24 protein-coding genes and 3 pseudogenes are annotated in these 23,887 nt (G+C 40.1%); 14 read left to right on the top strand and 13 right to left on the bottom strand.

Features of this window, described 5'->3' with window-relative positions; all coding sequences use genetic code 11:
* Window positions 1–3: 3 nt before the first annotated feature.
* The 4 genes from D1868_RS03470 to D1868_RS03455 all read right to left on the bottom strand — a co-directional run bounded on the left by D1868_RS03470 (window position 4) and on the right by D1868_RS03455 (window position 4,659).
* Window positions 4–1,209, bottom strand: a complete 1,206-nt coding sequence (locus tag D1868_RS03470) for an ABC transporter permease (RefSeq protein WP_156005582.1) — start codon at window positions 1,207–1,209, stop codon at window positions 4–6.
* Window positions 1,196–3,685 carry a COG1361 family protein gene (locus tag D1868_RS03465; RefSeq protein WP_156005579.1) on the bottom strand — a complete coding sequence of 830 codons (2,490 nt, stop codon included), beginning with the start codon at window positions 3,683–3,685 and terminating at the stop codon, window positions 1,196–1,198. The genes D1868_RS03470 and D1868_RS03465 overlap by 14 nt, the downstream gene beginning before the upstream one ends.
* Window positions 3,686–3,694: 9 nt before the next feature.
* Window positions 3,695–4,378: an ABC transporter ATP-binding protein gene (locus D1868_RS03460; RefSeq protein WP_156005577.1), complete on the bottom strand. Its 684-nt coding sequence runs from the start codon at window positions 4,376–4,378 to the stop codon at window positions 3,695–3,697.
* Window positions 4,379–4,515: 137 nt separating this feature from the next.
* A complete protein-coding gene (locus D1868_RS03455; protein ID WP_156005575.1) occupies window positions 4,516–4,659 on the bottom strand; it encodes a hypothetical protein in 144 nt (47 codons plus the stop codon).
* A gap of 130 nt (window positions 4,660–4,789) precedes the next feature.
* Here D1868_RS03455 and D1868_RS11295 point away from each other — a divergent pair.
* The 6 genes and pseudogenes from D1868_RS11295 to D1868_RS11030 all read left to right on the top strand — a co-directional run.
* Window positions 4,790–5,911 (top strand): annotated as a pseudogene (locus D1868_RS11295) (xanthine dehydrogenase family protein molybdopterin-binding subunit); the annotation flags it as partial.
* A complete protein-coding gene (locus D1868_RS11290; RefSeq protein ID WP_338055772.1) occupies window positions 5,885–7,066 on the top strand; it encodes a xanthine dehydrogenase family protein molybdopterin-binding subunit in 1,182 nt (393 codons plus the stop codon). The pseudogene D1868_RS11295 and the gene D1868_RS11290, both read left to right, overlap by 27 nt.
* Window positions 7,067–8,065: pseudogene (locus tag D1868_RS11035) on the top strand (FAD binding domain-containing protein).
* Entirely contained in the window at window positions 8,028–8,369 is a 342-nt protein-coding gene (locus tag D1868_RS10910; RefSeq protein ID WP_231112453.1) for a (2Fe-2S)-binding protein, read from the top strand. The pseudogene D1868_RS11035 and the gene D1868_RS10910 overlap by 38 nt, the downstream one beginning before the upstream one ends.
* Window positions 8,350–8,859 (top strand): enoyl-CoA hydratase/isomerase family protein, encoded by a 510-nt coding sequence (locus tag D1868_RS03440; protein WP_231112451.1) that lies wholly within the window; start codon window positions 8,350–8,352, stop codon window positions 8,857–8,859. Before D1868_RS10910 ends, D1868_RS03440 begins: the two co-directional genes overlap by 20 nt.
* 32 nt (window positions 8,860–8,891) lie before the next feature.
* The gene (locus D1868_RS11030) at window positions 8,892–9,092 is read left to right on the top strand and encodes a hypothetical protein (RefSeq protein WP_231112450.1); all 201 of its coding nucleotides are present in this window, start codon (window positions 8,892–8,894) and stop codon (window positions 9,090–9,092) included.
* Window positions 9,093–9,742: 650 nt separating this feature from the next.
* Here the strand turns inward: D1868_RS11030 and D1868_RS03435 are convergent.
* The 4 genes from D1868_RS03435 to D1868_RS03420 form a co-directional block, all read right to left on the bottom strand.
* Window positions 9,743–10,552: an ABC transporter permease gene (locus D1868_RS03435; protein ID WP_156005573.1), complete on the bottom strand. Its 810-nt coding sequence runs from the start codon at window positions 10,550–10,552 to the stop codon at window positions 9,743–9,745.
* Window positions 10,543–11,460, bottom strand: a complete 918-nt coding sequence (locus tag D1868_RS03430; RefSeq protein ID WP_156005570.1) for an ABC transporter ATP-binding protein — start codon at window positions 11,458–11,460, stop codon at window positions 10,543–10,545. The genes D1868_RS03435 and D1868_RS03430 overlap by 10 nt, the downstream gene beginning before the upstream one ends.
* On the bottom strand, window positions 11,453–11,836 hold the full coding sequence (locus tag D1868_RS03425; RefSeq protein ID WP_156005568.1) for a PadR family transcriptional regulator: 384 nt from the start codon (window positions 11,834–11,836) through the stop codon (window positions 11,453–11,455). Before D1868_RS03425 ends, D1868_RS03430 begins: the two co-directional genes overlap by 8 nt.
* A gap of 138 nt (window positions 11,837–11,974) precedes the next feature.
* Entirely contained in the window at window positions 11,975–12,904 is a 930-nt protein-coding gene (locus D1868_RS03420) for a lactate/malate dehydrogenase family protein (RefSeq protein WP_156005566.1), read from the bottom strand.
* Window positions 12,905–12,987: 83 nt separating this feature from the next.
* Between D1868_RS03420 and D1868_RS03415 the strand changes: the two genes are divergently transcribed.
* The 6 genes and pseudogenes from D1868_RS03415 to D1868_RS03390 all read left to right on the top strand — a co-directional run bounded on the left by D1868_RS03415 (window position 12,988) and on the right by D1868_RS03390 (window position 19,106).
* Entirely contained in the window at window positions 12,988–14,274 is a 1,287-nt protein-coding gene (locus D1868_RS03415; protein WP_156005564.1) for an MmgE/PrpD family protein, read from the top strand.
* Window positions 14,249–15,100, top strand: coding sequence for a methylisocitrate lyase (gene prpB / locus D1868_RS03410; protein ID WP_156005562.1), 852 nt, complete (start codon window positions 14,249–14,251; stop codon window positions 15,098–15,100). The genes D1868_RS03415 and prpB overlap by 26 nt, the downstream gene beginning before the upstream one ends.
* 104 nt (window positions 15,101–15,204) lie before the next feature.
* Window positions 15,205–15,633, top strand: a complete 429-nt coding sequence (locus tag D1868_RS03405; RefSeq protein WP_156005560.1) for a CBS domain-containing protein — start codon at window positions 15,205–15,207, stop codon at window positions 15,631–15,633.
* A gap of 2 nt (window positions 15,634–15,635) precedes the next feature.
* A pseudogene (gene gltA, locus D1868_RS03400) lies at window positions 15,636–16,769 on the top strand (citrate synthase).
* 269 nt (window positions 16,770–17,038) lie between these two features.
* On the top strand, window positions 17,039–18,562 hold the full coding sequence (locus D1868_RS03395) for an APC family permease (protein WP_156005558.1): 1,524 nt from the start codon (window positions 17,039–17,041) through the stop codon (window positions 18,560–18,562).
* A gap of 178 nt (window positions 18,563–18,740) precedes the next feature.
* Window positions 18,741–19,106, top strand: a complete 366-nt coding sequence (locus tag D1868_RS03390) for a hypothetical protein (RefSeq protein WP_156005556.1) — start codon at window positions 18,741–18,743, stop codon at window positions 19,104–19,106.
* A gap of 23 nt (window positions 19,107–19,129) precedes the next feature.
* Here the strand turns inward: D1868_RS03390 and D1868_RS03385 are convergent, their stop codons facing one another.
* Together D1868_RS03385 and D1868_RS03380 are read right to left on the bottom strand one after the other, a co-directional pair.
* On the bottom strand, window positions 19,130–19,729 hold the full coding sequence (locus D1868_RS03385) for a hypothetical protein (protein WP_156005554.1): 600 nt from the start codon (window positions 19,727–19,729) through the stop codon (window positions 19,130–19,132).
* Between the two features lie 154 nt (window positions 19,730–19,883).
* Window positions 19,884–20,135, bottom strand: a complete 252-nt coding sequence (locus D1868_RS03380; RefSeq protein ID WP_269194913.1) for a winged helix-turn-helix domain-containing protein — start codon at window positions 20,133–20,135, stop codon at window positions 19,884–19,886.
* 137 nt (window positions 20,136–20,272) lie between these two features.
* Between D1868_RS03380 and D1868_RS03375 the strand changes: the two genes are divergently transcribed.
* Both D1868_RS03375 and D1868_RS03370 read left to right on the top strand, forming a co-directional pair.
* Window positions 20,273–21,166: a mechanosensitive ion channel family protein gene (locus D1868_RS03375; RefSeq protein ID WP_156005550.1), complete on the top strand. Its 894-nt coding sequence runs from the start codon at window positions 20,273–20,275 to the stop codon at window positions 21,164–21,166.
* Between the two features lie 114 nt (window positions 21,167–21,280).
* Window positions 21,281–21,745: a hypothetical protein gene (locus tag D1868_RS03370; RefSeq protein WP_156005548.1), complete on the top strand. Its 465-nt coding sequence runs from the start codon at window positions 21,281–21,283 to the stop codon at window positions 21,743–21,745.
* Here D1868_RS03370 and D1868_RS03365 read toward each other — a convergent pair.
* The 3 genes from D1868_RS03365 to D1868_RS03355 all read right to left on the bottom strand — a co-directional run bounded on the left by D1868_RS03365 (window position 21,717) and on the right by D1868_RS03355 (window position 23,821).
* A complete protein-coding gene (locus D1868_RS03365; protein ID WP_156005546.1) occupies window positions 21,717–22,046 on the bottom strand; it encodes a transcriptional regulator in 330 nt (109 codons plus the stop codon). The two genes, D1868_RS03370 and D1868_RS03365, sit on opposite strands and share 29 nt — an antisense overlap.
* Window positions 22,047–22,200: 154 nt before the next feature.
* Window positions 22,201–22,866: an ABC transporter ATP-binding protein gene (locus D1868_RS03360; protein ID WP_156005544.1), complete on the bottom strand. Its 666-nt coding sequence runs from the start codon at window positions 22,864–22,866 to the stop codon at window positions 22,201–22,203.
* Entirely contained in the window at window positions 22,841–23,821 is a 981-nt protein-coding gene (locus D1868_RS03355; RefSeq protein ID WP_231112448.1) for a FecCD family ABC transporter permease, read from the bottom strand. Before D1868_RS03355 ends, D1868_RS03360 begins: the two co-directional genes overlap by 26 nt.
* Window positions 23,822–23,887 lie beyond the last annotated feature (66 nt).

Below are 23,887 nucleotides of genomic sequence, written 5' to 3'. Positions count from 1 at the left end.
CACCTATACTTCGTATCTTAGTGCTTTTACTGGTTCTATTTTTGACGCTCTGTAAGCAGGGATAAGTCCAGCAAAAGTGGTAATAGCAATAATAGCCAAGAAAATAAACACTAACTGTTCTACTGAAATCGAGGGAACAACGTTAAAGGCTACACCTCTTCCTTCAAACGAGTTCGATGCAATTGACGCCAGTAGGAAGGAACTGAAGTATCCTCCTATTGTTCCTATTCCTCCTCCTATTATTCCCATTATTGTTGCCTCTGATAGGAACATTAGCATTACTTGCCTCCTTTCAAATCCCAATGACATTAACAGTCCTATTTCCCTAGTCCTCTCAACAACAGAAGTAATCATAGTAGCTAAGACTGTGAAAAACGCCACTACAAACGACGCTACACCTGCAACTACTAGTAGAGCCTCGAAAGAGGAGATTTCCTCGTTTACTAGGTTTAGTATTTGCTGACTTGAAGTGACCTGAACGTAATTACCGTACTTTTCTTTGATGATATTTACCAAACCTTCAACCTCACTCGGGGACGATGCTACTACTATAGCCCCAGCGTAATTTGTCCCACAGATAGACTGTCCGAGAGAGAAAGGAGCATACAATGCTTGGTTAAAGTTAGCCCCTCCGAAAGAAGCTATTTGCGCCAACTGACCTACGACTACAAATGTCTTACTTACCCTCTCTCCTTCAAGGTTAATCAGGTAGACAACCATAATCTGCCCAGTGTGATAAGTAGGTTGACCAGAATATTGGGGGTTTGCAATATAATAGCCCACGTCTAATTCGTCAAAAGAGTTAGGCGAGGGTAATGAACCGCTTTGAAGCTTTAGACCGGGCATTACTAAATTAATTTCGGAGACGTCCATTGAGAAAACTACAGTCGCCTCTAGTCCCTTAGGAGTGTCTATGTATGCAGGTATAAGATAGTACGGTACAACTGCTTTTACTCCCGGTAAGTGGGAGATCCCATCAATGACATATTGGTTTAGGGTTCCTTGGCTTTTCGGTGCTAAGTATATGTTTAAGGGCGAGAAGAAGTTAGTTAACTGTTGGTTCAGACCTATGTCGAACCCTTGAATCGTAGCCACGAGTGAAACAACTATAAAAGGGCCTACCATTATGCCCAAAATCACTAAGACCGCTCTAGTTTTCCTCTCTAACAGTGCGTCAAATGAGAACTTTATAACATCAGATGTTTTCATCTGTCTTCCTCCTCTTGAGTAATAAGTAAATTATGATCACTACTACTATTACTGGAATCCCGAATAACAATGCTACACCAAACAAGTTCTGATGTGATGTAGTAGTATTTGTAGTTTGTAACACTGTGATGGGACCGTTATAAGTGTATGTAATGTTAACGGTCTGGTAGGTCGGCGTCTGGTATAAAATGACGATAGGAATATGAGAAGAGTTGGAGGTTAAGGTCAGAGATATAGGGAGAGGTGATGCTGTTGGTAGCTGACCGATATAAGTGCTCCCTCCGGGGTAATAGATGATAACGTTATTAGCTTGTGTGTTTCCATCGTTCAGCAAAGTAGCCTGGAAGATGTAAGAACCGTTTACCTCAGTAACTGATGGTTGGAGTATTTGGATTGAGATGAGTCCGGTAATTAATAATGACAAGTTTTCGTTGTAAGTTACAAAACCATTGGGTGTCTGGTATTGTAAGCTCAGTGAAAGTGGTAAGGTTTCCGTAGCCGATATTGGTGAGAACGTGTGGACGGTGATCGTGTAATTGTGGTATGGAGGTATAGCGTTGATCTCGAACTGAGTCTGGGAAAGCGATAGTAGTTGTGAGTTAGTAAATATCTTTAAAAAGGCATTGGTGACAGTGTAGTTATTGTTGTTAAACAGCGTTATAGTCAGATTCTGGCTAACTTGGTAATATAAGGTAGAAGGAGAGATGTAGACGTTAATTCCGTTCTGTGCGCTAGTAACTACTAAGGGTAGTGTGAACACTTGTGTATTCTGTATTCCCGAGTAGTAGTAAGATATTGTAACCTGCACGGGATAAACTCCAGGAGAGAGGTAAGGGGGGACGTAAATGCTATAAGGTATTGAGTCGGTGTAAGAAGGACTAAGTTGGTATATCGTAGTATTCGTAGCTCCCACCACTTGGATATCGCTAAATAATACGTTTACGCGGAGGTCAAATAAGCTCTGGTTAACTAAGTTCCTTATTTCGAGTAGCACTTCTGACTGCTGACCCTGAACTACTGTAGATGGGACTAATGACAAGCTAATTAAAGGCTTTGAGTAAACCGGGACTATTATTTTGCTGGAAGAGGTGAATTCACCGTACTCGGAGTAGTAATTAATATTAAAATAAAGGCATAATAATGAAGACGCGTTATCTGGTACAAGTAACGAAATGGGAATTTGCACATTTCCATAGGGAGGAATCTCTTGAATCACATAATAGGGCTGTCCGGTCTCAACAGAGTGGGTTGAGACATTCACGGAGTAGATGGGGTAAGGTAAGGGGTTAAACACCGTCAACTCTGCTTGTGAACTGCTCCCAAGATAAGGATATGAGACCCACTCTAGGCTCACCACTTCGGGCCCAGTCGTGTTAATTCCCACCTCCACATAGTCAGGTATGGTGAAGGAATACTGTGTTCCTCCGTAAATATAAGTCCCAGTTATAGTGAGTGGGTAGATTCCAGGGGTGGTGCCGTAAGGTACGTAAACGCTTATAGATATAGGCAAAACCCCTGAAAAAGTTATAGGAGTCGTTACGTTATACCCCACAATCATTACACTTTGGGAATTTACACTAAAAGACGTAAGTAGCGCACCTGTTGAGTTAAGGTATACAATGAAGGTAGATATTTGTCCAGGTTTTAAGGAGATAGGGTAGCTTTTAGCAATGAGTGGCTCCTTGGGGAATAGGACTAAGGTTCCGTTATTATATGTTGCCATATGGACTCCTCCTAACTCATCTGTAAAAGTTAGTGTGTAATTGACACGGTACGAACCTGGAGATATTTCAGAGGTTACGTTTACATACTGTGATACACTTATAGCCGAATATGGTTGAACCGCCGAGACTGTAAAGTTTATAATTCTCGATCCTGTCAGACTGTAAATTCCTTTGGGTAATTCAGCCGAAATGATAACGTTACTTACTACTTTATTGCTAGGGTTTTCTACCGTTACTGTAAGGGGTGATATTCCTTGTCCGGGCGATACAAATTCACCATTACCCCATTGAAATATAACCTTAGGATAAATTACTGAGGAAATGTAAATTGGTATTTGAGTAGTGGCCTCAAATATACTGTTGTCATATGTGTAGTTTATGGACAAAAACACTTTGTACAAGCCTGGGGAAACGTTGAGAGGTACGGTTACGAAGAATACGATTACAGACTGTGTCTTATTAGCTGAAAGTATGTAACCGTTTATAGGAATTAGGGCCTGACCGAAAGGCTGATAGGTGGTCGATAATAAAGATGCTCCTATAACATCGGCCTTTATCACGACATATAATGGCACATTAAAGTCCCCTGGAGTTACGTTCTGAGGCTGTACTAAAGAACCCCATTCTATAGCAGTAATAGGTGGAAAATTACCGTAAGGGGCAGAAAATGTTGTTCTGTGGTAAACGGTATCAAATGAAGTAGAGAAAAGTATTAGAGTTAAGAGGAATAACATTATTGCTTTTCTATTCACTGCTCTCACCTAGTCTATTTTCTCTATTTGACCGTCTCTCATGTGAATTTTCCTCTGCCCGTAAGCGGCTATGTCAGGTTCGTGAGTGACGATAATAACCGTGGTACCGAACTCTTTATTCGCCCTTAAGAACGTGTCCATGACAACCTTACTGGAGGCTGTATCTAGATTTGCAGTAGGTTCGTCTGCAAGAAGTATTTTGGGATTTTGGGCTAATGCTCTGGCTATTGCGATTCTCTGTTGTTGGCCACCAGACATTTCGCTAGGCTTTTTCTTAGCAAGGTCTTTCAGACCTAGCCTATCAAGGATATCTAGTGCGATCTTTCTCCTCTCAGATCTGGGCACTCCTCTTGCAATAAGAGGTAATTCTATGTTCTCTAATGCAGAAAGTCTGTCTACCAGGTTGTAGCTTTGAAAGACAAAGCCTATGTACTTGTTCCTCAACTTAGCTATTTTCTTATCGGGAAGTTTAGTCACGTCCTTACCGTAAATTAAAATTTCCCCTTCAGTGGGTTTACTCAAAGTTCCGATAATTGTGAGAAGTGTGGTTTTACCTGAACCAGAGGGCCCTTGAATGGAAACTATTTCCCTTTCATAGATGTTCAAAGTTACGCCTTTTAATGCAACGACTGGCACTTTTCCGTAATAGACTTTCTTAACGTTATGTAATTCAACAACCGGAGTTAATGGCATATCTGATATTTAATCCCTGACCTTAAATAGATAATCGTAAGTTCAAAAATTCCAACCATGAATTTTTAGATGTAGTATTGATTGTTCGTAATCACGGTTTTGCTCCAGTTCAACATTAAGGGCTTTGAGAAGGTCTCCTACGTGTGAGCTAGTACCGGCAAGATCCCAATTAGCGATGCTACAATCCCTATTAGTAGAAACACCTCTACAAGAAATAATACTATACTCCACTTATCGACCTTTTCATTTGATTTAAAGTCCTTTTCTCCTTCCGAGCTCATGATATCAAGGTACACTCTTTTGATATTAAGGTTTTATCCTTATTTTTCCGTACCGTTTACTACTTATACCTTAACAAAAGTTGACTAGCTTTAATAATTTTATTAAGTTTCAATACAATGTGGATATTATATGTACATCGAAGGAGAAAGAGCAGTAAAAGGAGAAGGGGTGTACATTAATGACATTCCGGACTTACCGGGGACTCTTCAAATGGTCATTTTCAGGAGTTCTATAGCTCATGGTATAATTAAGAGAATAGATGTCAAGGACGTCTTCTGCCACGGAGGAATCGCCCTGACCCCAGAAGACCTTTCCAAAGTGATTATAAATCCCTTTCCTACTACTGTCGACAAAAAGATCGAGTATTTCCCCTTTGCGAGGAGGAAGGTGAGGTACGTAGGAGAGCCTTTAGTCCTAGTCCTCGCAAAGGATTACTATAAAGCAGTAGACCTACTGGATTACGTTCAAGTAGACTTTGAGGAGTTAACGCCGGTAGTAACTATAGACGACGCGCTCAAAGGGAATTCTCTAGTCCATGAGGAGATCGGTACTAACGTCGTGATGGACAAAGTTTTCTCTTTTGGTGATCCTGACGTCTTTTCTAAGGCTGAAGTGATAATCACACATCCATTTAAATTTGCACGTCATTCGGCATTGCCTCTTGAACCGTATGGTGTTCTCGTTCACTTTGAGGAAGAACTGAACGTATGGGCTAACATTCAAGGTCCAATGCTCCAGGCCTATTTTATTACCAAGGCGTTGAACATACCTATAACTAAGCTGAAGATGAAGACCCCTAAGGACATAGGGGGTAGTTTTGGTATCAAATATGAAATTTACCCTTACATAACCTTGGCAGCTGCAGCCTCTAAGCTCCTGAAAGCACCCGTCAGATGGGTGGAAAGCAGAACAGAACACTTTATCGCGAGTTCCGCTGGAGCTGAAAGAAAAGGAGAGGTCGAAATAGCGGCTACTAAAAGCGGAAAGATTCTAGGGATAAGATATAACTTTATAGAAGATGTCGGAGCTTACGTAAGACCGCCTGAGCCCGGAGCTTTATTTAGGGTTCAAGGGTGTCTAAATGGCGCTTATGACGTAAAGAACATCTCAGGTTGATATAGAGTGGTAGTCACTAACAAGAGCCCTACTGGTCTTAATAGAGGCTATGGAGGACCGCCATTCTTCTTCGCTCTAGAAACTGCTATCGATCACCTAGCCGACGAATTGGGTTTAGATCCGTTAGAATTAAGGATTAAGAACCTAATAACTCGTTTTGATAGAGTAATAGATGGTGTAGAGTTTTATGAGACTCCCGGAGGAGGTCTTTACCCGAAACAAGATTACTTAAGGGTTGTTAATGCAATTAGGGAGGAATACGAGAGGTGGAAGGGGCAAAAGGATGTAGGAGTAGGTTTAGCTGTCTTTGTTGAGCCCTCTGTTACTAACTTAGCCTACGTGGATCTGGCATTAAATAATAGGAGGAATCCGCACTCAGCTTCGGCAGACTACGTCACCTTAAGCTTCAACCCCGACGGTACTCTGTCTGTGTTCGTAAATGGTACGAACGAAGGGCTCGGACACGAGACGACTATAGTCGACATCGTTTGTAAAGAGTTAGGGTTGAAGCCTAATGAAGTGTCAGTTACTAATCAAGTCGACACAGATCAGCCGTGGAACTTGGCTAGCGGTAGTTATTCCAGTAAGTTTGCTCCAGTAATCATAAGTGCGTTAATTCTCGCTATTGAGGATATGAAGAAAAAGCTAACTACCTTAGCTAAAAAGTACCTAGAGGCTGAAGAAGTAGCATTTCAGAACGGGCAATTTGTAGACGTTAAAAACCCGAAAAAGTCCGTAGACATCAGGAGGTTAGTCTCAGCTTATCACTGGAATCCTTCGGCGTTTAACGTCGACTTTCCTCTTGTATCAACTGGTTATTTTTATTCACCGCTTTTAAAACCGGTCGAGGGGGATAGGATTAATTCGGCTCTGGGTTATGGGATTAACGCACACCTTGCTGTAGTCAAGATTGTTGACGGTCAAGTTAAAGCGGTCAAATATGTTGTTGCACACGATATAGGTAAAATCCTGGAAAAGGACATTCTGGAGGGTATTATGACTGGGAGTATAGTCCACGGGATTAACATGGCTCTGTATGAAGAGATGAAGTATGACGAGAGGGGAAATCCATTAGTTACCACTTTTGATTCCTATGAGTCACTCACGTTAGGGGATCTAGTCGATATCGAGATCCAATATATCCATTTTGAAACTCCTTCCCCTTATATCCCTTCCGGTGCGTATGGAGGTGGAGAAGGCCCCATAATGGGTGTTCCAGCTGCTATTGCCAACGCAGTGTCTAGATTGTTAAAGAGAAGGGTAAGTGAAATTCCCATAAGGGTGACCTAAATGTATGTACTTGGAGTCCCTAGACCTTTCAAATACGTTAGAGTGAAGACGTTAGAGGAAGCTCTAGAGGCTTTAGAAGAAGGAGGGAGACCGTTAGCAGGTGGGCAAAGTCTTATCCCGATGATGAGATTAAGGATCCCCTTTGACACATTGGTTGATATCAACGAGTTAGATTTAGATTATGTAAAAGAAGAGGACGACGTTTACAGAATCGGGGCTTTAACTAGACACAGTGAGATAGCTTCGAACCTCCCTCTTTTAAGGAACGTAGCCATCAGTATAGCGGACTTATAGGTGAGGAATAGAGGAACTATAGGTGGTTCTCTTGCTAACGCAGACCCCTCTGCCAACTATTACCCAGCACTGCTCGTCTTAGACGGCGAGGTTAAAGTTTTAAGTAAAAGGGGGAGTAGAAAAATTAAAGTTAAAGATCTGTACGTAGAACCTTATACTACTTTAAAGGAGGGAGAGTTACTAACTGAGGTCACTCTCAGTAAACCCGATAACTCTAAGTTTTACTTTAAGGCAATAAAGAAAGGAGGTTCAGCGTATCCTATTGCTATACTCGCCGTAGTTAAGATGAAGGACGGAAAACTCAGGGCTTCTATAGGAGGAGTTTTTCCGAAACCAATAACCCTAGAGGGAGAGAGTAAAGAAGAGTTGATAAAGGCGCTTGAAAGTGTTGGCGAAAAACCGATGTCAGATCATCATATGAGTGGAGAAGGTAGGCTAAAGCTAGCAAGAGAAATGATCAACACGTTTGACCAAGGTTACTACGAGTTGAGATTAGTCGAAGACAGGAAGATAAACTGGAAGACTGGAGAAAGAATGAGAGTGATTGATGAAGCCAAAATTAAAGCCAGGGTTAACGGGGTGTTGATAGAGGACAGAATAGAGGGTAGAACCTTACTGGTAGACTTCTTACGCAAACACGGGTTTACTGAGGTAAAGAAAGGATGCGATGAAGGTAAGTGCGGGGGCTTGTACGGTTATTATTAACGGCGTTTCTGTGAAATCTTGCTTGTTTCTAGCAGTTCAAGCCGTTAACCTCGATGTAAGGACGGTAAAAGGTCTTAATGTGGAGTGGCTACAGAATGCGTTTGTTCGTAACTATGCTTCTCAATGTGGATACTGTACGCATGGTTTTCTAATGGCTAGTTATGATTATTTAAAGAATGTAGATCCGAAAGCGGCTGATGAGTCGTTAAAGTACTCTATAAGAAATATTTGTAGGTGTACTGGTTACGTAAATATAATAAGAGCTATTAAAGAGGCGAGTAGGAATGAAGTACAAAGTGGATGAGGACGGCATAGCGTGGATTACGTTAGACAGAGTTGATAGACTAAACGCCTTTGACGAGGAGAGTTGGAAGGAATTAGGGGATAAGGTGAGAACTGCTAATAACGATAGAAAAGTGAAAGTGGTAGTCTTAACAGGGGAGGGGAGGGCGTTTTCGGCTGGGGACGATATATTTGCCATGGCTGAACTTAAAGACGCTGATGATGCTAAGAAGTTCTTTAACACCCTTTACTATGCCGTGGAGTCACTGATCGAGCTCGAAAAGCCTCTCATATGTGCGGTTAATGGGCTAGCTTACGGAGGAGGTTGTGAAATATTGCTGTTCTGTGATGTGGTGGTAGGGAGTAAAGAGTCTAAATTTTCTATACCTGAGGCAAAACTGGGTCTTATACCGCCCATGGCTATAAGTGTAGGGCATAAGTACTGGGGGAAGGCTGTAAACAGGCTGGCGATCACGGGGAAGCCATTACTGCTGAGGAAGCTAAACAAATAGGGATTGTTGATTACATAGCGGACGACGTTTTCATGAAGTCGAAGGAGATAGCTAAAGATATAATCCAGAACGTAGACTTAGAAGCTGTAAAAGTAATAAAGAAGTGGACTAAGGCTGAAAAGGAAAGAATAAGAGCTGCTATAATGGAGTTAGCCCTTCTGTCCATAACCAAGTCTGCGAAGTCCAGAATGGAAGGGTTTAAGGATAGGCATAGGAAAGAAAATAAAGGGTAAATAACGACGGAGAAGGAAAAGACGCTGTTCTTATCGTCTAATCTTACATAGAGTAGAAACCGTTTTTCACTTTCCTTTCCATTTCTCCCATTAGTTTAGCGTTTATCCACATCCTACCGAAAGCCCCTATGTTGTCTTCTTCAACCACTACGATAACATTGTTAGGTCTCCCATTATCCTTACTATTATCTCCTCTACCTTGTGGTGTATATGACCAGCCTTTTTGTACCGTTAGTCCCTAAACTTTCATTTTATTCATTTTATGTATCAAGTGTAGGGACTTAGCTCTCAACCACCTACCAAGCTTAACAGTAGGTGGGTCATGGGACTCCTTCGAGCCAAAAGGCATTTGCTCACATCTCCGTGTAAGCCTGCAGGGCTTGTGGCATTGCCACCATCACCCTGCAGGGTTTGGGCATCTCGTTCAAATTAATTCAGGATAAACGAACATAAAAGATTTCTATCATTATAAAAAGGATTCAGCCCTTATGATATAATCGTTAGGACCATTTTGCATTAAGCTAGTTTGCCACCCTTAATCCTTCAATGAGTTTTCAATATCCTGAGCGAACATCTGAATATTTATATTATTGTTTTCGAATACTTTCAGTATCGGTATAAAATTTCCTCCCTTTTAAAAATTAGTGGTCTCAGTACTCACTTAACGTCCCCCTATATCTAGCCCTCTTAAAGGCATAAGAGTAGAATGCGATACCTAATGGGATCAGAACGGATGTAAATAATGACAAAGCTATTACATATTCGCTGACTTGCGATAACGAATAACCCTCAAGCAGGGCATACCTGAGACCTTCGAGAGCCCACGTGAGGGGTATTGCGTAACTGACTAACTTAATAAAACCTGGTAAGACTGACACGGGAAATACAACACCGGTCGTCAGTGTAGTGAACGTAGAAAAGAAGAAAGATATTGGGTTTCCTTGTTTAACAATCATCGTAAATCCGGCTGAAATCATTCCGAGACCTAAGGAAGAGGTAAGTAATAGAAAGATAAGGATTATAGCTGAAATGATGTTAACGTCATACTTAACACCTAAAGCGTAGCCTATGAGCAAGATTACTACTGCGTTTACAGTATTTATTGTAAACCCCCACAAAGCTGAATAAATCAAAAAAGAGAGTACTCCACCAGATGACATTACATAGTACTCTATCGTACCGTAAAGTTGCTCGTTGCGTAACCTACCACTTAAGGTCGTTATTACAGACGAAATATAACCTTGGAATGCTAGTCCGACTACCATGAACGAAACATAAGATGCACCTTTAAAATGCATAGAACTGACTACAATATTACCTAAAGAAGTACCTACAAAGTAATAAGTGAAGACTGGTAAGACCCAAGACAATAAGTTCAGGATAAGCTGTGTTTTGTAGCTAGTCCATATCTTAAAACCCCGCAAGTAAATGTAAGCGTAAAGTTTATCTATTACTCCCATCTCCTGAACCCTCCCCCTCTCCTCCTATTTTTAGGGTTGTCGATCTCCTCATCTGTAAAGTAGACAAACGCATCCTCAAGTGTAGGTTCCTCTTCACCTAATACCTCACCTTCTACCTCTATTCCTTTCTCCGGGACCCTCAGTATAACTTTTCCCTGAACGAAACCGCTTACGTATTTCTCGTAACCTTTTGGTATACTATCGGTCATAACTACCTTGATCTTCCCTATGCTTGAAGTAATTTCTTCTCTAGTACCTTGAGCAACTACCTTACCTCTCTTTAATAAGACTATTTTATCGGCTAGGTCTTCAACCTCTTTCATGTTATGTGAAGTCATTAGGATCGTTTTACCCTCCTTAGACAACTCTTTAACCAGACTCCTAAAATCCCTTGAACTAACCGGATCCATACCTAGCGTAGGTTCGTCTAAAAGAATCACCGGTGGGTCTAATAAGAGTGCTCTCGCTAAAGCCAGTTTCCTTTGCATTCCGGTGCTATATTTCATATATTGAATATTGGAAAATTCAGATAGACCAACTAAATCTAGGAGCTCCTTTGCCCTCTTTTTCGCTTCGGAAATTGACAAGCCTTGGACGATCCCGAAGAAGACTAGGTTATCAAAGCCCGAAAGCCTGAAGTAGAAAGCTCTCTCACTTACCATCATTACACCTATATTTTTTCTTACTTTCTTTTCTTCTCTGATACTGATTCCGTTTATCCTTGCGTCTCCTTGATCAGGGATAATCAGGGTTGATAGGATCTTTATCAATGTGGTCTTTCCTGCACCGTTATGACCCACTAACGCCCCTACGCTAGACTTAGGAATTGTAAAGCTCACGTCGTCTAAAGCTCGGATCTCTTTCGATTTGACTTTAAATGTTTTTGATATGTGTTCTATTTCAATCAAGACTACTTATCGCCTCCTTAAGCCCTTTTTTCAACTTCTCTTTCAACTCTACGTCAAGTTCACCCTTATTTTCAAGGATAAACCTTAGGTCTGAAAGGACTTCCTCTATCACTGTCTCTAAATGATGCTTGGGACTTAACAGCGCTTTCCCTGCCTCAGTAATCTGGTAAAACTTTTGAGTACCCTCTACTTTTGCTATAGAGACGTAACCTTCCTCAAGGAGCTTGTCTAGAGTGGGATATATAGCGCCCGGAGAAGGCTTCCAAAATCCTTGAGTTATTTTTTCTATCTCCCTCATTATCTGAGCGCCAGTCATAGCTCCTTTATTGCTGAGGATAGATAGAATAATGTGTTGTAGCCTTCTCTTCCTTCTCATAGATATCACTTATGATATCGAAATATATAAGTATAAACCAAAGAAAAAAGAAAAAGAAACAGAATATAATCACTTACAAAAACGTGTTAAATTACAACTAGTTCAGAGGATAAAAAGAAAGTTTACGTGAAAGATCTTTTACTGTTTTGCGGTTAGACTTTGCTCGAGCTGTTTCAAGTTCTCCTTATATACGCTGTAGAAGTCCTTAATAGAAGCCATTAAGTGCCATCTGTCTTTTTCGTCTAATAAGGGCTCCAATGAAGGTCCTATAGTCCTCCCTACAACAACGGGCTCGCTTATGTGAATGATCTCGTCTTCGTATTTGTGCGGGAACGCTATGCTCATTACCTTGTTCTCGTTTAAAACCACAGCCCTTATAATTTCCTCAATGATCGTACCTGGCCCCCAAGTAGTACCTCCCATTACCCTTATTATCTCTCCCGGTATTTTCTTTACATATTCCTCTACTTCGTGCTTACTCACTCCCATACTCTCATCAAACGGTTTCCCTTTCACAGTTACCGTGCTCCACAGTACTACTGCGTCTTCTCCGTGTTCCCCACCCACATACCCATTTACGTCGGTCACATGAACCTTTAACTTCTTAGCTATGTAAGACCTCATCCTCATCGTCTCTACTTGATCACCTGTACTAATCGTATATTCCCCAGAGTATTTCATGAAGACTGAAGCCATCATATCTACTGGGTTTGCCACCATGATGTAAAGTGCTCCCCTATTTCTCTTAGCCAATTTATCAGCTAGATCTATCATTATCCTCGCGTTGTCAACAAATAAGTCCCTTCTGCTCATTCCAGGCTTCCTCGGCTTTCCTGCAGAGATCACTACTATGTCTGCACCGTTTACGTCCTCTATGTTGTTTGTCCCCAGCACTTCTACCTTGAGTTTTCTCGAAGCCAATGCGTGCCTGAGTTCATGCTCAAACTTTTCAGGTAGTTCTGGGATTATATCGTAAATTATTGCCTCATCAATGTAACTCCCCATTATGACGTTAAATGCTATTGTTTGCCCTATCTTACCAGATCCAATAAAGGCTACTTTTGTCATGATTTATCACATGAGAAACTTCTCATCAATCTTATTTAAATTTACCTCATTAAATTTATTATCATTAATTAAACTAATTAGTTATGGATCTCTCGGATATAATAGCTGAATACGTAGTCTCGGTTCAGGAAGTCGAAGATAAAGTTTATGCAGAGGCTAAGAGGAGAGTGCTGGATTCAGTGGCTATTGCACTAGCCTCTAGAGATTCCCCTCCAGCAAAAATAGTCGAGAGCATAAGTGACCTTTATCCCGGAAATATTCATACCTTGGGTAACTTTTCCACCACTCCTGACTTTGCCTCCTTTTACAACACTTTATTAATAAGATACTTAGACTTCAACGACACTTATCTAGGCTTAGAGCCCCTACATCCCAGCGACATGATAGGGGGATTGTTAGCGGTATCCCCTGAAGCAAAGGGTGAGGACGTAATCAGGGCAATAGCCGTGGGCTACGATGTGGGTGTTAACTTATGTGACACTACTTCCCTAAGAAAGAAGGGTTATGACCACGTAAATTTCCTCGGGATAGCAGCAGCTTCAGCCCTCTCAAACCTCCTTAGGTTAGACCGGAATAAGGCAAAGAATGCCATATCCCTTTCAATAATCCCACACGTGGCTTTGAGGGAGACGAGGAGTGGTAAGCTCTCCATGTGGAAGGCTGGAGCAGCGGCTGAGGCTGTCAGGAACGCTGTATTCGTAACTCTCTTAGCTAAATCCGGTTTTACAGCACCCGAGTTACCGTTTTCCGGAGTCTTCGGTTTCTCCTCCATAGTGGCTAGGGATATGGACTTGAGTAAGTTTAGACCAGACGGAAGAGGGATCCTGAGGACCATGATCAAAAAGTACCCTGTAGAATACCATGCGCAAGCCGCAGTGGAGGCTGCAATTGGACTGGAATACCACGGTGAGATAAGGAAAGTGGTAGTAGAGACTTATGAGGCTGGGAAAACTATTCTTGCTGACAGCCGTGAAAAGTGGAGACCTCAAAACAAGGAAACAGCTGATCATAGTCTACCCTTTATAGTTGCGGTAAGCTTAATCAGGAAAGACTTCTGGCTTGATTCTTACTCTTTAATAGGAGAGCCCACATTGGAAAAGCTTATGGACTTAATAGAGGTAGTTGAGAGAGACGATTACACTTCAGTTTATCCTAAAGAATTTCCTACTAGGATAACAGTTATCACGGATAAGGGAGAGTTCAGTAAGGAGGTCAAAATACCCAGAGGGCATTACGCTAACCCGATGAGTGATGAGGAGTTAGAGGAAAAGGCGAGTAGGCTGGGTTTAAGCAAGAAACAAATTGAACTTATTAAAAATTTTGATAGTATAAAGGTGAGAGAGTTTGTCAGAGGTCTTAAGGAAGTCTGACTTCTTAGTTATACCCGGGGTCTTTAACCCTTTTACTGCCCTTTTAGCTCAAAAGGTTGGGTTTAAGGCAGTCTATCTTTCAGGAGGAGCTTTAACCTCTTCCCTCGGTATGCCAGACCTAGGCATAATTACGTTAGACGAGTTGGCGTGGATGGTGAGAAGGATTAGGGAAGTTACAGATATTCCTATAATTGTCGATGCAGATACAGGCTTCGGGGAAGCTGTGAATGTATATAGGACTGTAAAAGTGCTGGAGAGTGCGGGGGCTAACGCTATTCAGATCGAGGATCAGGTCTTACCTAAGAAGTGCGGTCATTTAGAAGGTAAGGAGGTAGTGAGACCTACGGACATGGTGCTTAAAATAAAAGCTGCACTGAAAGCTAGGAAGGATATGCTGATTATAGCCAGGACGGACTCTAGGGCTATTTATGGTTTAGACGATGCCATTACCAGAGCTCAGATTTACTTGGAGGCTGGGGCTGACGTAATTTTCCCTGAGGCATTAGAGAGCAAGGAAGAGTTCGAAAGGTTTGCAAGGGAAGTGAGAGCTCCCCTCTTAGCTAACATGACCGAGTTCGGCAAGACCCCCCTAATAAGTGCTGAGGAATTCAAGGCTATGGGTTATAAGTACGTTATTTTTCCCGTTACGATATTTCGGGTCGCAGCTAAGGCCATGAAAGACGCATTAGAAGTTTTGCTCAAGGAAGGTACGCAAAAGAACTTAATGGACAAAATGATGACCAGAAAAGAGCAATACGAGATTATAAACTACTACTTTTACGAGAACTTAGATAGGGAGTTAGCTAAGGAAGGAGTAAAATCTTGAACGTTCTCTGAGTTAACGTTGCTTTTTTTGTTAAAATTTTAATATTTTTCTTTCATTATTAACTTGGGAAAGATTTATAGTTTACGAATTCAATATAAGTATTTATGAGTCAAGTTAAAGTAAAGGTTTTAATCAATAGATCCCCTCTTAAAGTTCCCGTAGGGACTAAGACCATAGATGCTGTAAAGCTCATGGCTCAGAATAGCGTAGGCTCAGTTCTGATTGTGGATGGTGACAAACCGGTAGGAATATTTACCGAAAGAGACCTCCTGAAATCAGTAGCTAAAGGAGAGGACTTAAATAAACCTGTAGAGAAATTAGGTACTTACGGTAAGCTAATTACGATCAGGGAAGACGAACCTCTTTCTAACGCGGCAAGACTGATGCATCAATATAACATAAGGCACCTCGTAGTCGTAGATGGTAAGGATAATGTAGTGGGTATAATCTCCATCCGTGATATCATAAGTGAAAAGCACCTGCTTTCAGCAATTTCAACTAAATCAGATGAGGAATGGGTAGGGGGTGACTGAGGTTGGTTGAAATAAGTAGGGGTCTTGAGGACGTACTCATAAAGACTACTTCACTTACCTTCATTGACGGTCATCACGGGGTATTGCGTTATAGAGGCTACGATATAAACGATTTAGTTGAGTACTCTTCCTACGAGGAGTTAATTTATCTAATGTTATATGGAGAGCTTCTCAATAGGAAGCAACTAAACTAAGTGAAGGCTAAGCTCAACGAGAGTTACGAAGTACCGGAGCAAGTAATTAACGTAATTTACTCCCTACCGAGAGATTGCGACGCAATAGGGATTATGGAGAGTGCCTTTGGCATAATGGCGTCAGTCTATAACCCTAAGTGGGATAAGGAGAAAGATAGAGATAACGCTATCCAAATAATAGCTAAAACAGCCACAGTCGTAGCAAACGTCTTTAGGGCTAAAGAAGGACTGAAGCCTAAGATACCATCACCTTCTCAAAGTTATGCCGAGAGTTTTCTTGAAGCTTCCTTTGACAGAAAAGTAAGCGAAAAAGAAATCAAAGCTATGGACGCAGCGTTAATACTCTATACTGATCATGAGGTTCCTGCATCAACTACAGCCGGTTTAGTAGCTTCTTCTACGTTTTCGGACATGTACTCTTGCATAGTCGCTGCGTTAGCCGCACTTAAAGGGCCTCTGCACGGAGGGGCTGTCGAAGAAGCGTTTAAGCAATTCGTCGAGATAGGCTCACCAGATAAAGTAGATGAGTGGTTTAAGACAAACATCGTCGAGGGAAGAAAGAGATTAATGGGTTTCGGTCACAGAGTATATAAGATGTATGACCCTAGGGCGAAGATCTTTAAGAAATTAGCACAGCAGCTGGGCGAGCAAAACCCTGAGATAAAGAAGTACTTAGAAATTGCGGAAAGGCTAGAAAAACTAGGAATTGAAACTTTCGGCTCAAAGGGTATCTACCCGAACACAGACTTCTATTCCGGGATAGTTTTCTATGGGTTGGGCTTCCCGATTTATATGTATACGGCGTTATTCGCTCTCTCGAGGACCTTAGGTTGGTTAGCCCACTTTATAGAGTATGTAGAAGAACAACATAGACTCATTAGACCCAGAGCGCTATATGTGGGTCCAGAGTATAAACATTACGTCCCTATAGATAAAAGGTGAAACTTATTTCCAGAGGGTAAAGTTAAAATTCCTCACGATTAGTGATTTTTATATATTTTGTCTAGTTGTTTTTAATCGAGCTAAATCTTTTATCCTAAAGATGATTCTAAGTAGTACATAAATTATTATTTTTCTTCTATTCTAATCTTGCTTCACATTTTTGATTTAGATTAAAAACAATTACTATCTCTGTGAATAAACGAATAAATAATAGATAATTAAAGGCGAACTTGAGTTCGCTTTTTAATTTCACTAACTTAATCAGATTTATGTCAAAACTGTTTTTGAGAGAGTCGTCCGGGTTAGTGAAGAATGTCACACTAAAAGACTTAGTTATGTTGAACGTTGCAAATATGGGAGCTGGTCTAGCAGTTTTCGAAGGAATTTCTCCCTATATTCAACCGGGCTCAATACTATGGTTAACCTCTTTGCTTACCTTTATCCTCACATTACCTCTTGTCTACACGTATACGAGCCTCTTAATGAGGATGCCGAGAACTGGGGGAGATTACGTATGGATTTCAAGGAAATTAAACAGTAAGATAGGGGCTATAATGGGAGTAGCATTTGCATTTAATATGCCACCTTATTTCGCACTATCAGCGTTCTTTTCAGTCTCAGCAATAAACCTAGTTCTGTACGAGATCGGTATACTTAACCATCAAGAGGAACTGATTAACCTCTCAAATACGGTATTTGTTAACCCTTACGGAACTCTCACGCTTACTCAAGACCTCCTAATTTACGCTCTAGGTGCTATAGCGTTTGTGATAATCATCCTCATAAATATAATAAGACCTAAGTGGGGCTTTAGCCTAACTACCGCTCTCGGTATATTCTCCACAATTACTCTAATCCTCGCAATGTTAGTTTTAGCCTTAAACGCTGGTTCAGTGAGGTCTCAAATCCCTAATTTCATCAGTGAGTTCCAACTTTCTCCACAAAACACTTCTCCTTGGTCTTTCAGCTGGGCTTCAACACTCTACATGATCCCATTTTTCTTATCATTTGCATATATCTGGCTTTATGCGGGACCAGCAGTAGCTGCTGAGGCTAAAGAAGGATCGTTAAAATGGAATCTGTATCTAGGTAGTATAATGACGTTCCTCATGATCACAATACCTTTCTTCGAGATGTATGCCGAAATCGGTTGCCCCACGAACACAGCTTACTATCCTACATATACCTATAATTTCTGGAGTTTAGCAATTTTTCTCTCACACAATGAGATACTCGAATGGATTCTAGGTCTTGGTCTGATAGCTTGGAACTTCTTTATTATGGCTTTCGGTGTAGTAGTATTTGCAAGATATGTGTTCGCATTTGCATTTGACAGACTATTCCCAGCGATATTCGCAAAGCTTAACAAGTTCGCATCTCCGGTTTACGCTCATCTCCTCGACTTAGCTACCACGTTAGTATTCCTAGCTCTTCCAATAATTTCCGTAAGCGGTGCAACTGCACTATATTCGTATACTCCTTTAGCTCTGGCATACCTTATTTTAGTCTCACTTACCGGTATTAAGGTGGGTATTGAGGAGAGAAATAGGCAACTAATAATAGGTTCCGCTTTATCTACGGCGATAATGTTATTAATGGAAGGTGAGATCTTAGACCCCTATAACAACTACAGCTTCAGCGCAGTGAGGACTAGTGGGGTTAATTGGATAGCTACAGCTTACATTATCTCCTTAGTGGGTCTAGGACTGATAACTTATATCAGCGCTAAAAAAGTGAGGAGTAGGGAAGGAATAGATATTGACTTAGTCTATAAGGAGATACCACCGGAATGAACTATATTCTTCAGCTCATTCGATGATTTTTTCTCTACTAGTTCAATTTAGATTAAGTTAGAAAATGTATTATTTTGATGTCATTTAAAATTGAATGTTCTGTTACAAATAGGGTTAATTTACAAATTTTATTTGAGGTCAGAGTAATTTTATAAATGTGGAGTTTAACTATACTACTATGCATATAGATTTACACGGTATAATAGGAGCTATAATAGTGTTTTTAATAGCATGGATTTTTACGTCCATCCCAGTATGGTTAGCATCTAAGGCAGTATCGAAGGAAAACTCTTTCGGAGATGCACTAATTGCCACTCTTTTTGCATTCATAGTCTTTACCATAATAACATTCATTTTCGGGTTCATAGGCCTTCCACGTATAGGCGTAATAGTGGGGATCATAGGTATACTAGCCGTATTTAAGGCTATATTTGAGACTGGATGGCTAGGAGCTATAGCAATAGCTTTGTTAGCAGTAATAATATACGTTATCATAGCGTTTATCTTAGGACTGTTTGGTATAGCAGTGGCTCACTTATTCTAATAAAAAACTCTACTTTTTTTAGTTTAGACTAGGTTATAGTTAAGATTATTATAGAACATATTTCCGTATTGAGTCTCTACTATTACTGGAACTTGATAATACGGAGTCTGCTGGTTATGACACTGGTCTATTACTATCTGATAAGGAATGTACTGGTCTATAGGTGCTGACATCCAATTAGGCCAGTAAGGATAGTATAATTGCTGAGGATATATCGTAATGTTTATACTTTGCGAAGGAGGAAGAGTTTTTCCCACATACATTATAAATAATTGAACTCCGGACTGATTCGATATTGCAATGTAAGTAATTGTACTAGGCACATTACCTACGTTTGTTATTGTTACCGTAATGTTGCTTAAATTGTATTTATAAATACCGAGTGCCTTACCGTGATATGCACCTTTGCCTATTCCACAATCACTATGGGAGACGTTATTATAGTACGCTATAGCAGTTACTTCCAAGTTCTCGTTTTGGTGATCGTAGATGTTTATTTGGGCTTGAGAAAGTTGTGCACCCATTTCCTCGAATGCACCATAATACGCGAGAATTATGGCTATTGAAGCTAAAACTATTAGCAGGAGTATTATAATCCCTATTACAGTTCCTAAAGCTTTCACATTAAGAAAATAAGGATGTCGAATATATAAGGATCTCTTGAAACAATTTTTTCCCGAAATTTCCGCTAGAACTATATCTGTGAAACAAAGTAGAAAAACAAAAGTGTTTCTATGTTTTTATAAGAATTATATAAGAAATTATAATTCTTTTCTCCTATTTTTCATTATTCCTAATCTTTTCTTCTATGCCTTTGTTAATTTTAGTACTTATACCTCTTGTCCCTAAATTGAGATCATAGTATACTCTGCCATACTCCCTGGTTCCTTGTAAGTAGCCTAAGGAAGTGAGCTTTTTGAGTCTCCTATATGTAGTCGACTTTGGGATGCCGGTAAAATCAGAGATCTCGGTCAAAGTTTTATATCCTCTCTTTATCGCTTCCATAATAAGCAGATCTCTATTATCCAGTTTCTCACTAACTATCTGAACTTCACTTTTTGCCTTTATCCTTCTGATAATTAATAGGGTGGCAAAGAAGATTATAGCTAGTGATAGTAAGATATCTCCCTGATAATTAGTTTTTTAATTTAGTCTTAAAACGTGTTATGAATACCAAGTTAGTTAATATAATTATTTTTACGATAATAGTAATTGCCTTAGGGGTTGCAGCGTCGTATGTGGTAGCAAACGTACTTCATGTTCCTCTGGAAGTTCAAGACGTAGTAACTGCTTTGATAATTGCTGTAGTTGGGATATCGATGATCACAATTATAGCTAGGATTCTTAAGCAACACGTCGGTAATGTTATTGGAAAGACGACCGGCGAGACTCTTAGTCTCCTCGTTGAAATACTAGGGTATTCAGTAGTCGGGGTTATTGCGTTAACAGCATTGCACGTGGGCATTACTAGTGCACTGTTTGGAGGTACTGTATTCGGTCTGGTTGCAGGTCTTGCTTTACAGACTTCATTGGCTAACGTGTTCTCGGGACTGTTTTTAATATTCAGCAGACCCTTCGAGATAGGAGACAGAGTAACTATAACTACATGGCAATATGGACTTTTAGCACCTACTTATCCTCCAAAGTTTTGGAGCAACGATTTCTTGATCCCGGGTTATACTGGTATTGTAACTGACATCGGTCTGATGTACACTACCATAGTTACAGACGAGAATGTTATTATGAAGATACCTAATAACATAATGATTCAGGCTGCAATATTTGTTCATAAGGAGGAGTATAGGCTAGTGCGGACTAAGTATGAGATTACGAAAGACATAGATCCAGATGACTTGATACCAGAACTAAAGAAGAGGATTAAAGAATTAGATTTCATAGTTAAGGAACCCGAAATAAAGGTGTTGGACACTACTCTCAATACGTATATAATTGCAATTGACGCTTTTTGTAAAGGCACATACGAAGAGCCTCCTAGGAGTGAGATAATAAAGGTAGTCATGAGGACTGTTAAGGAGATTCAAAAAATTAAAGCTAGGTAATTTTTCCCTATCGCCTCTTATTATTCACTCAGATTAATGTCATTTTACAGAACGTTTTAACACTAAGATAGTAGGATTAAAATTATAGTCTCTTCTCCATAATAAAATATCACTGTGAAAAAGAGCTTTCTAGTAATCGGTCTAGTTTTTATCATAGTAGGTTTAATTTTCTTATACCTACATCTGACCCTGTCAAAGAGCTCGTACATAAAGGGTGTTATACCTATTAAAGCAGAGGGAAATTACACTATTAGTATTAGTTACTCCAGCTTTGTCTTTGAATACAAAGACAACACGTCCGAACCGTTACAAGTAATCCCAGTAAATAGTCAAATAATAAACACAACGTATAGTAACGGGATATATTATGTTTTCGGAAAAGGTTTTTACAATTCGCAATTACTATTGAAAAACAATTACACACAAGGAGTGCTTGTAGGATTTGTACTCATAAATGATTCGCCGATTTACGTTGTCTATTCTCTATCTTTGGTTTTTTTCATAATAAGTTTAGTAGCTGGGATAATAATAGCTTCCCTTTCTTTCTTATTTAAAGGTTCGGACACGGAGGAAGATTGAAGATCCTCCTAGACCTTGAACATAAAATGCAGAAAGAAGTGGTCTCTATGGTCTGTCCACTTAATATTCTTCCAACTAAGGAGTCCAGCATATCACTTATCTCTTCATCACTGTTTACCTTCTTGACTTGTTCTCCTTTCATCTTTATCTGCTTTTCATAAGTAGTTGCTGAAATACCTACCTCCTTTGATGCTTTAACTACCGGCACTCCTTTCTCTATGAGTCTTTTAGCAATTGCTAACCTTAATACTGGAACTACAATCTTAAATGCATCTTCGCATGGTGTGGTAATCTTTCTCATAGTTGAAATTCTGCATCTATTTTTAATAGAATTTGAGTATAATATCGAAAGTCAGTTTCAATTAACAGTGTTAAACGTAAGTGTATAACTTAGTAAACCGATGTTAGAATCGTGTAATAATTTATTAATTTATTAATGATAAATTGATGAGGTATTAAAATTCTGGAGTGAAAAAGAATTTTCCGTTTAAGTCAACTCTCTTTATTTTATAATTATACGCAAAGGACAGTAACTCATCCGAGAGGTCTTTAGGCTTTCCATCGTAGATAATCCTTCCGTTCTTCAGAAGGATCACTCTATCGACATAGTTTATAACTTCCAGCTCGTGGGCTGTAATAAGGAATAGCTTTTCGTTCTTCAGCTGGCTCATTATAGCTATTATCTTGAATTTGTTAGCAAAGTCCAAGTTAGAGAATGGTTCGTCCATTATGACCAAGTTTCCCTCACCAAGTGCTTTAGCTATTAACACTAACCTCTTCTCTCCACTGCTTAACGTGGAGAAATCCCTTTGCATGAGCTTATCCAACCCTAATAGTTTAACATATCTATCGTAATTTCCTCTCTTTCTCCCTGCTGTTAAGACTTCCCAGATTTTCATGGAAGGAGAAAAGAACTCGGAAGGTGAATAGGATAGTTTTTCTAAGTCTACGGAAACTTCCCCCTCGTCCAATTTAACCATACCTATTATACTCCTGAGTAAGGTGGTCTTACCTGATCCATTTGGCCCTAAAAGAAGCGTCACCCCTTCCTTAAGCTCGAAAGTTATGTTATCTATTACGATCTTATTACCGAACTTAACTCTCAACCCTTTGACCATCATTTATCCTCACCATGAGCGAAACAAGAACCGGGGAGGACATTAGGGCGATTATTGGAGTTACTGGAATAATAGTCCCGAAGACACCATGAGATATTACGTTACTTATTAACATAAGGGATGCACCGGTGACAGAAGAGTACACAGTAAGATCCCTCATATTTCCTCCAACGACCTTTCTCACCAGATGAGGGATGAGAATGCCCACGAAACCGATCACTCCTACCAAGGATATCTCGTAAGATACCACGAAACTTATGAAGGCTAGCCAGAAGATTCTGAACCTTTGGGGGTTAATGCCGTGGGCATAGCTCAACTCGTCACTTATTGCAACTAAGTCGATAGATTTCGAGTAAATTAGTGATAGTATTACAAGCATGGCTGAAATTAGTATCAGGGGGATGACCTGATCCCACCCAACAATACTAATCTCTCCTAGGAGCCAGAACAACAAGGGAGGTATATTAGGATGTTTGTACTCTAGGATAGTAAGTAATATTGTATAAATTGAAGTGAAGATGTAAGAGACTATAACACCCCCGACCACTAAGCCGTATACTCCTCCCCTTTTTCCTATTATTATTGTCAAACTGGTGGAGAGAAGAGAAAAAACAAAAGCGAATAGGGGCTGGAGGAAGGGCATTATAAAGTAGTTTAACAAGAAATATGAAATTATTGCACCTAATGCTCCTCCTGACGCCGTTCCTGATATATAAGGGTCTACAATAGGATTCCTCAATAGTTGTTGCATAATGGCCCCGCTTATTGATAGTGTTATGCCTACTAACATAGCGGTTACTATTGTAGGCAGCCTTATTCTATAAAGTATAATTGAATATACACCGTTTGGGTGAATCAAATCATTAATTGGAATTACAACTTCCCCTACGATAAGAGCCAAGATAAAAGACGGTATAATAGAGAGAAATAAGAAATACTTCAGAATACTTTTATTCACGAGAAATGGTCAACCTATCCATATAATAAACTTTTCCATACAAGTTAAAGGCAACAAAAAATTTAT

Source organism: Stygiolobus azoricus (genome assembly GCF_009729035.1).
GTDB classification, from domain to species: Archaea; Thermoproteota; Thermoprotei_A; order Sulfolobales; family Sulfolobaceae; genus Stygiolobus; species Stygiolobus azoricus.
Note: the sequence above shows the minus strand (reverse complement) of the source record. Positions and strands in the feature narration are given on the sequence as shown.

Bases quoted from the DNA above. Each gene is read 5' to 3' on its own strand.
- D1868_RS03470 (WP_156005582.1), bottom strand. From the start codon at position 1,209: ATGAAAACATCTGATGTTATAAAGTTCTCATTTGACGCACTGTTAGAG.
- D1868_RS03460 (WP_156005577.1), bottom strand. From the start codon at position 4,378: ATGCCATTAACTCCGGTTGTTGAATTACATAACGTTAAGAAAGTCTAT.
- D1868_RS03455 (WP_156005575.1), bottom strand. From the start codon at position 4,659: ATGAGCTCGGAAGGAGAAAAGGACTTTAAATCAAATGAAAAGGTCGAT.
- D1868_RS10910 (WP_231112453.1), top strand. From the start codon at position 8,028: ATGAAGGTAAGTGCGGGGGCTTGTACGGTTATTATTAACGGCGTTTCT.
- D1868_RS03440 (WP_231112451.1), top strand. From the start codon at position 8,350: ATGAAGTACAAAGTGGATGAGGACGGCATAGCGTGGATTACGTTAGAC.
- D1868_RS11030 (WP_231112450.1), top strand. From the start codon at position 8,892: ATGAAGTCGAAGGAGATAGCTAAAGATATAATCCAGAACGTAGACTTA.
- D1868_RS03435 (WP_156005573.1), bottom strand. From the start codon at position 10,552: ATGGGAGTAATAGATAAACTTTACGCTTACATTTACTTGCGGGGTTTT.
- D1868_RS03425 (WP_156005568.1), bottom strand. From the start codon at position 11,836: ATGAGAAGGAAGAGAAGGCTACAACACATTATTCTATCTATCCTCAGC.
- D1868_RS03420 (WP_156005566.1), bottom strand. From the start codon at position 12,904: ATGACAAAAGTAGCCTTTATTGGATCTGGTAAGATAGGGCAAACAATA.
- D1868_RS03415 (WP_156005564.1), top strand. From the start codon at position 12,988: ATGGATCTCTCGGATATAATAGCTGAATACGTAGTCTCGGTTCAGGAA.
- D1868_RS03405 (WP_156005560.1), top strand. From the start codon at position 15,205: ATGAGTCAAGTTAAAGTAAAGGTTTTAATCAATAGATCCCCTCTTAAA.
- D1868_RS03395 (WP_156005558.1), top strand. From the start codon at position 17,039: ATGTCAAAACTGTTTTTGAGAGAGTCGTCCGGGTTAGTGAAGAATGTC.
- D1868_RS03390 (WP_156005556.1), top strand. From the start codon at position 18,741: ATGCATATAGATTTACACGGTATAATAGGAGCTATAATAGTGTTTTTA.
- D1868_RS03375 (WP_156005550.1), top strand. From the start codon at position 20,273: ATGAATACCAAGTTAGTTAATATAATTATTTTTACGATAATAGTAATT.
- D1868_RS03365 (WP_156005546.1), bottom strand. From the start codon at position 22,046: ATGAGAAAGATTACCACACCATGCGAAGATGCATTTAAGATTGTAGTT.
- D1868_RS03360 (WP_156005544.1), bottom strand. From the start codon at position 22,866: ATGATGGTCAAAGGGTTGAGAGTTAAGTTCGGTAATAAGATCGTAATA.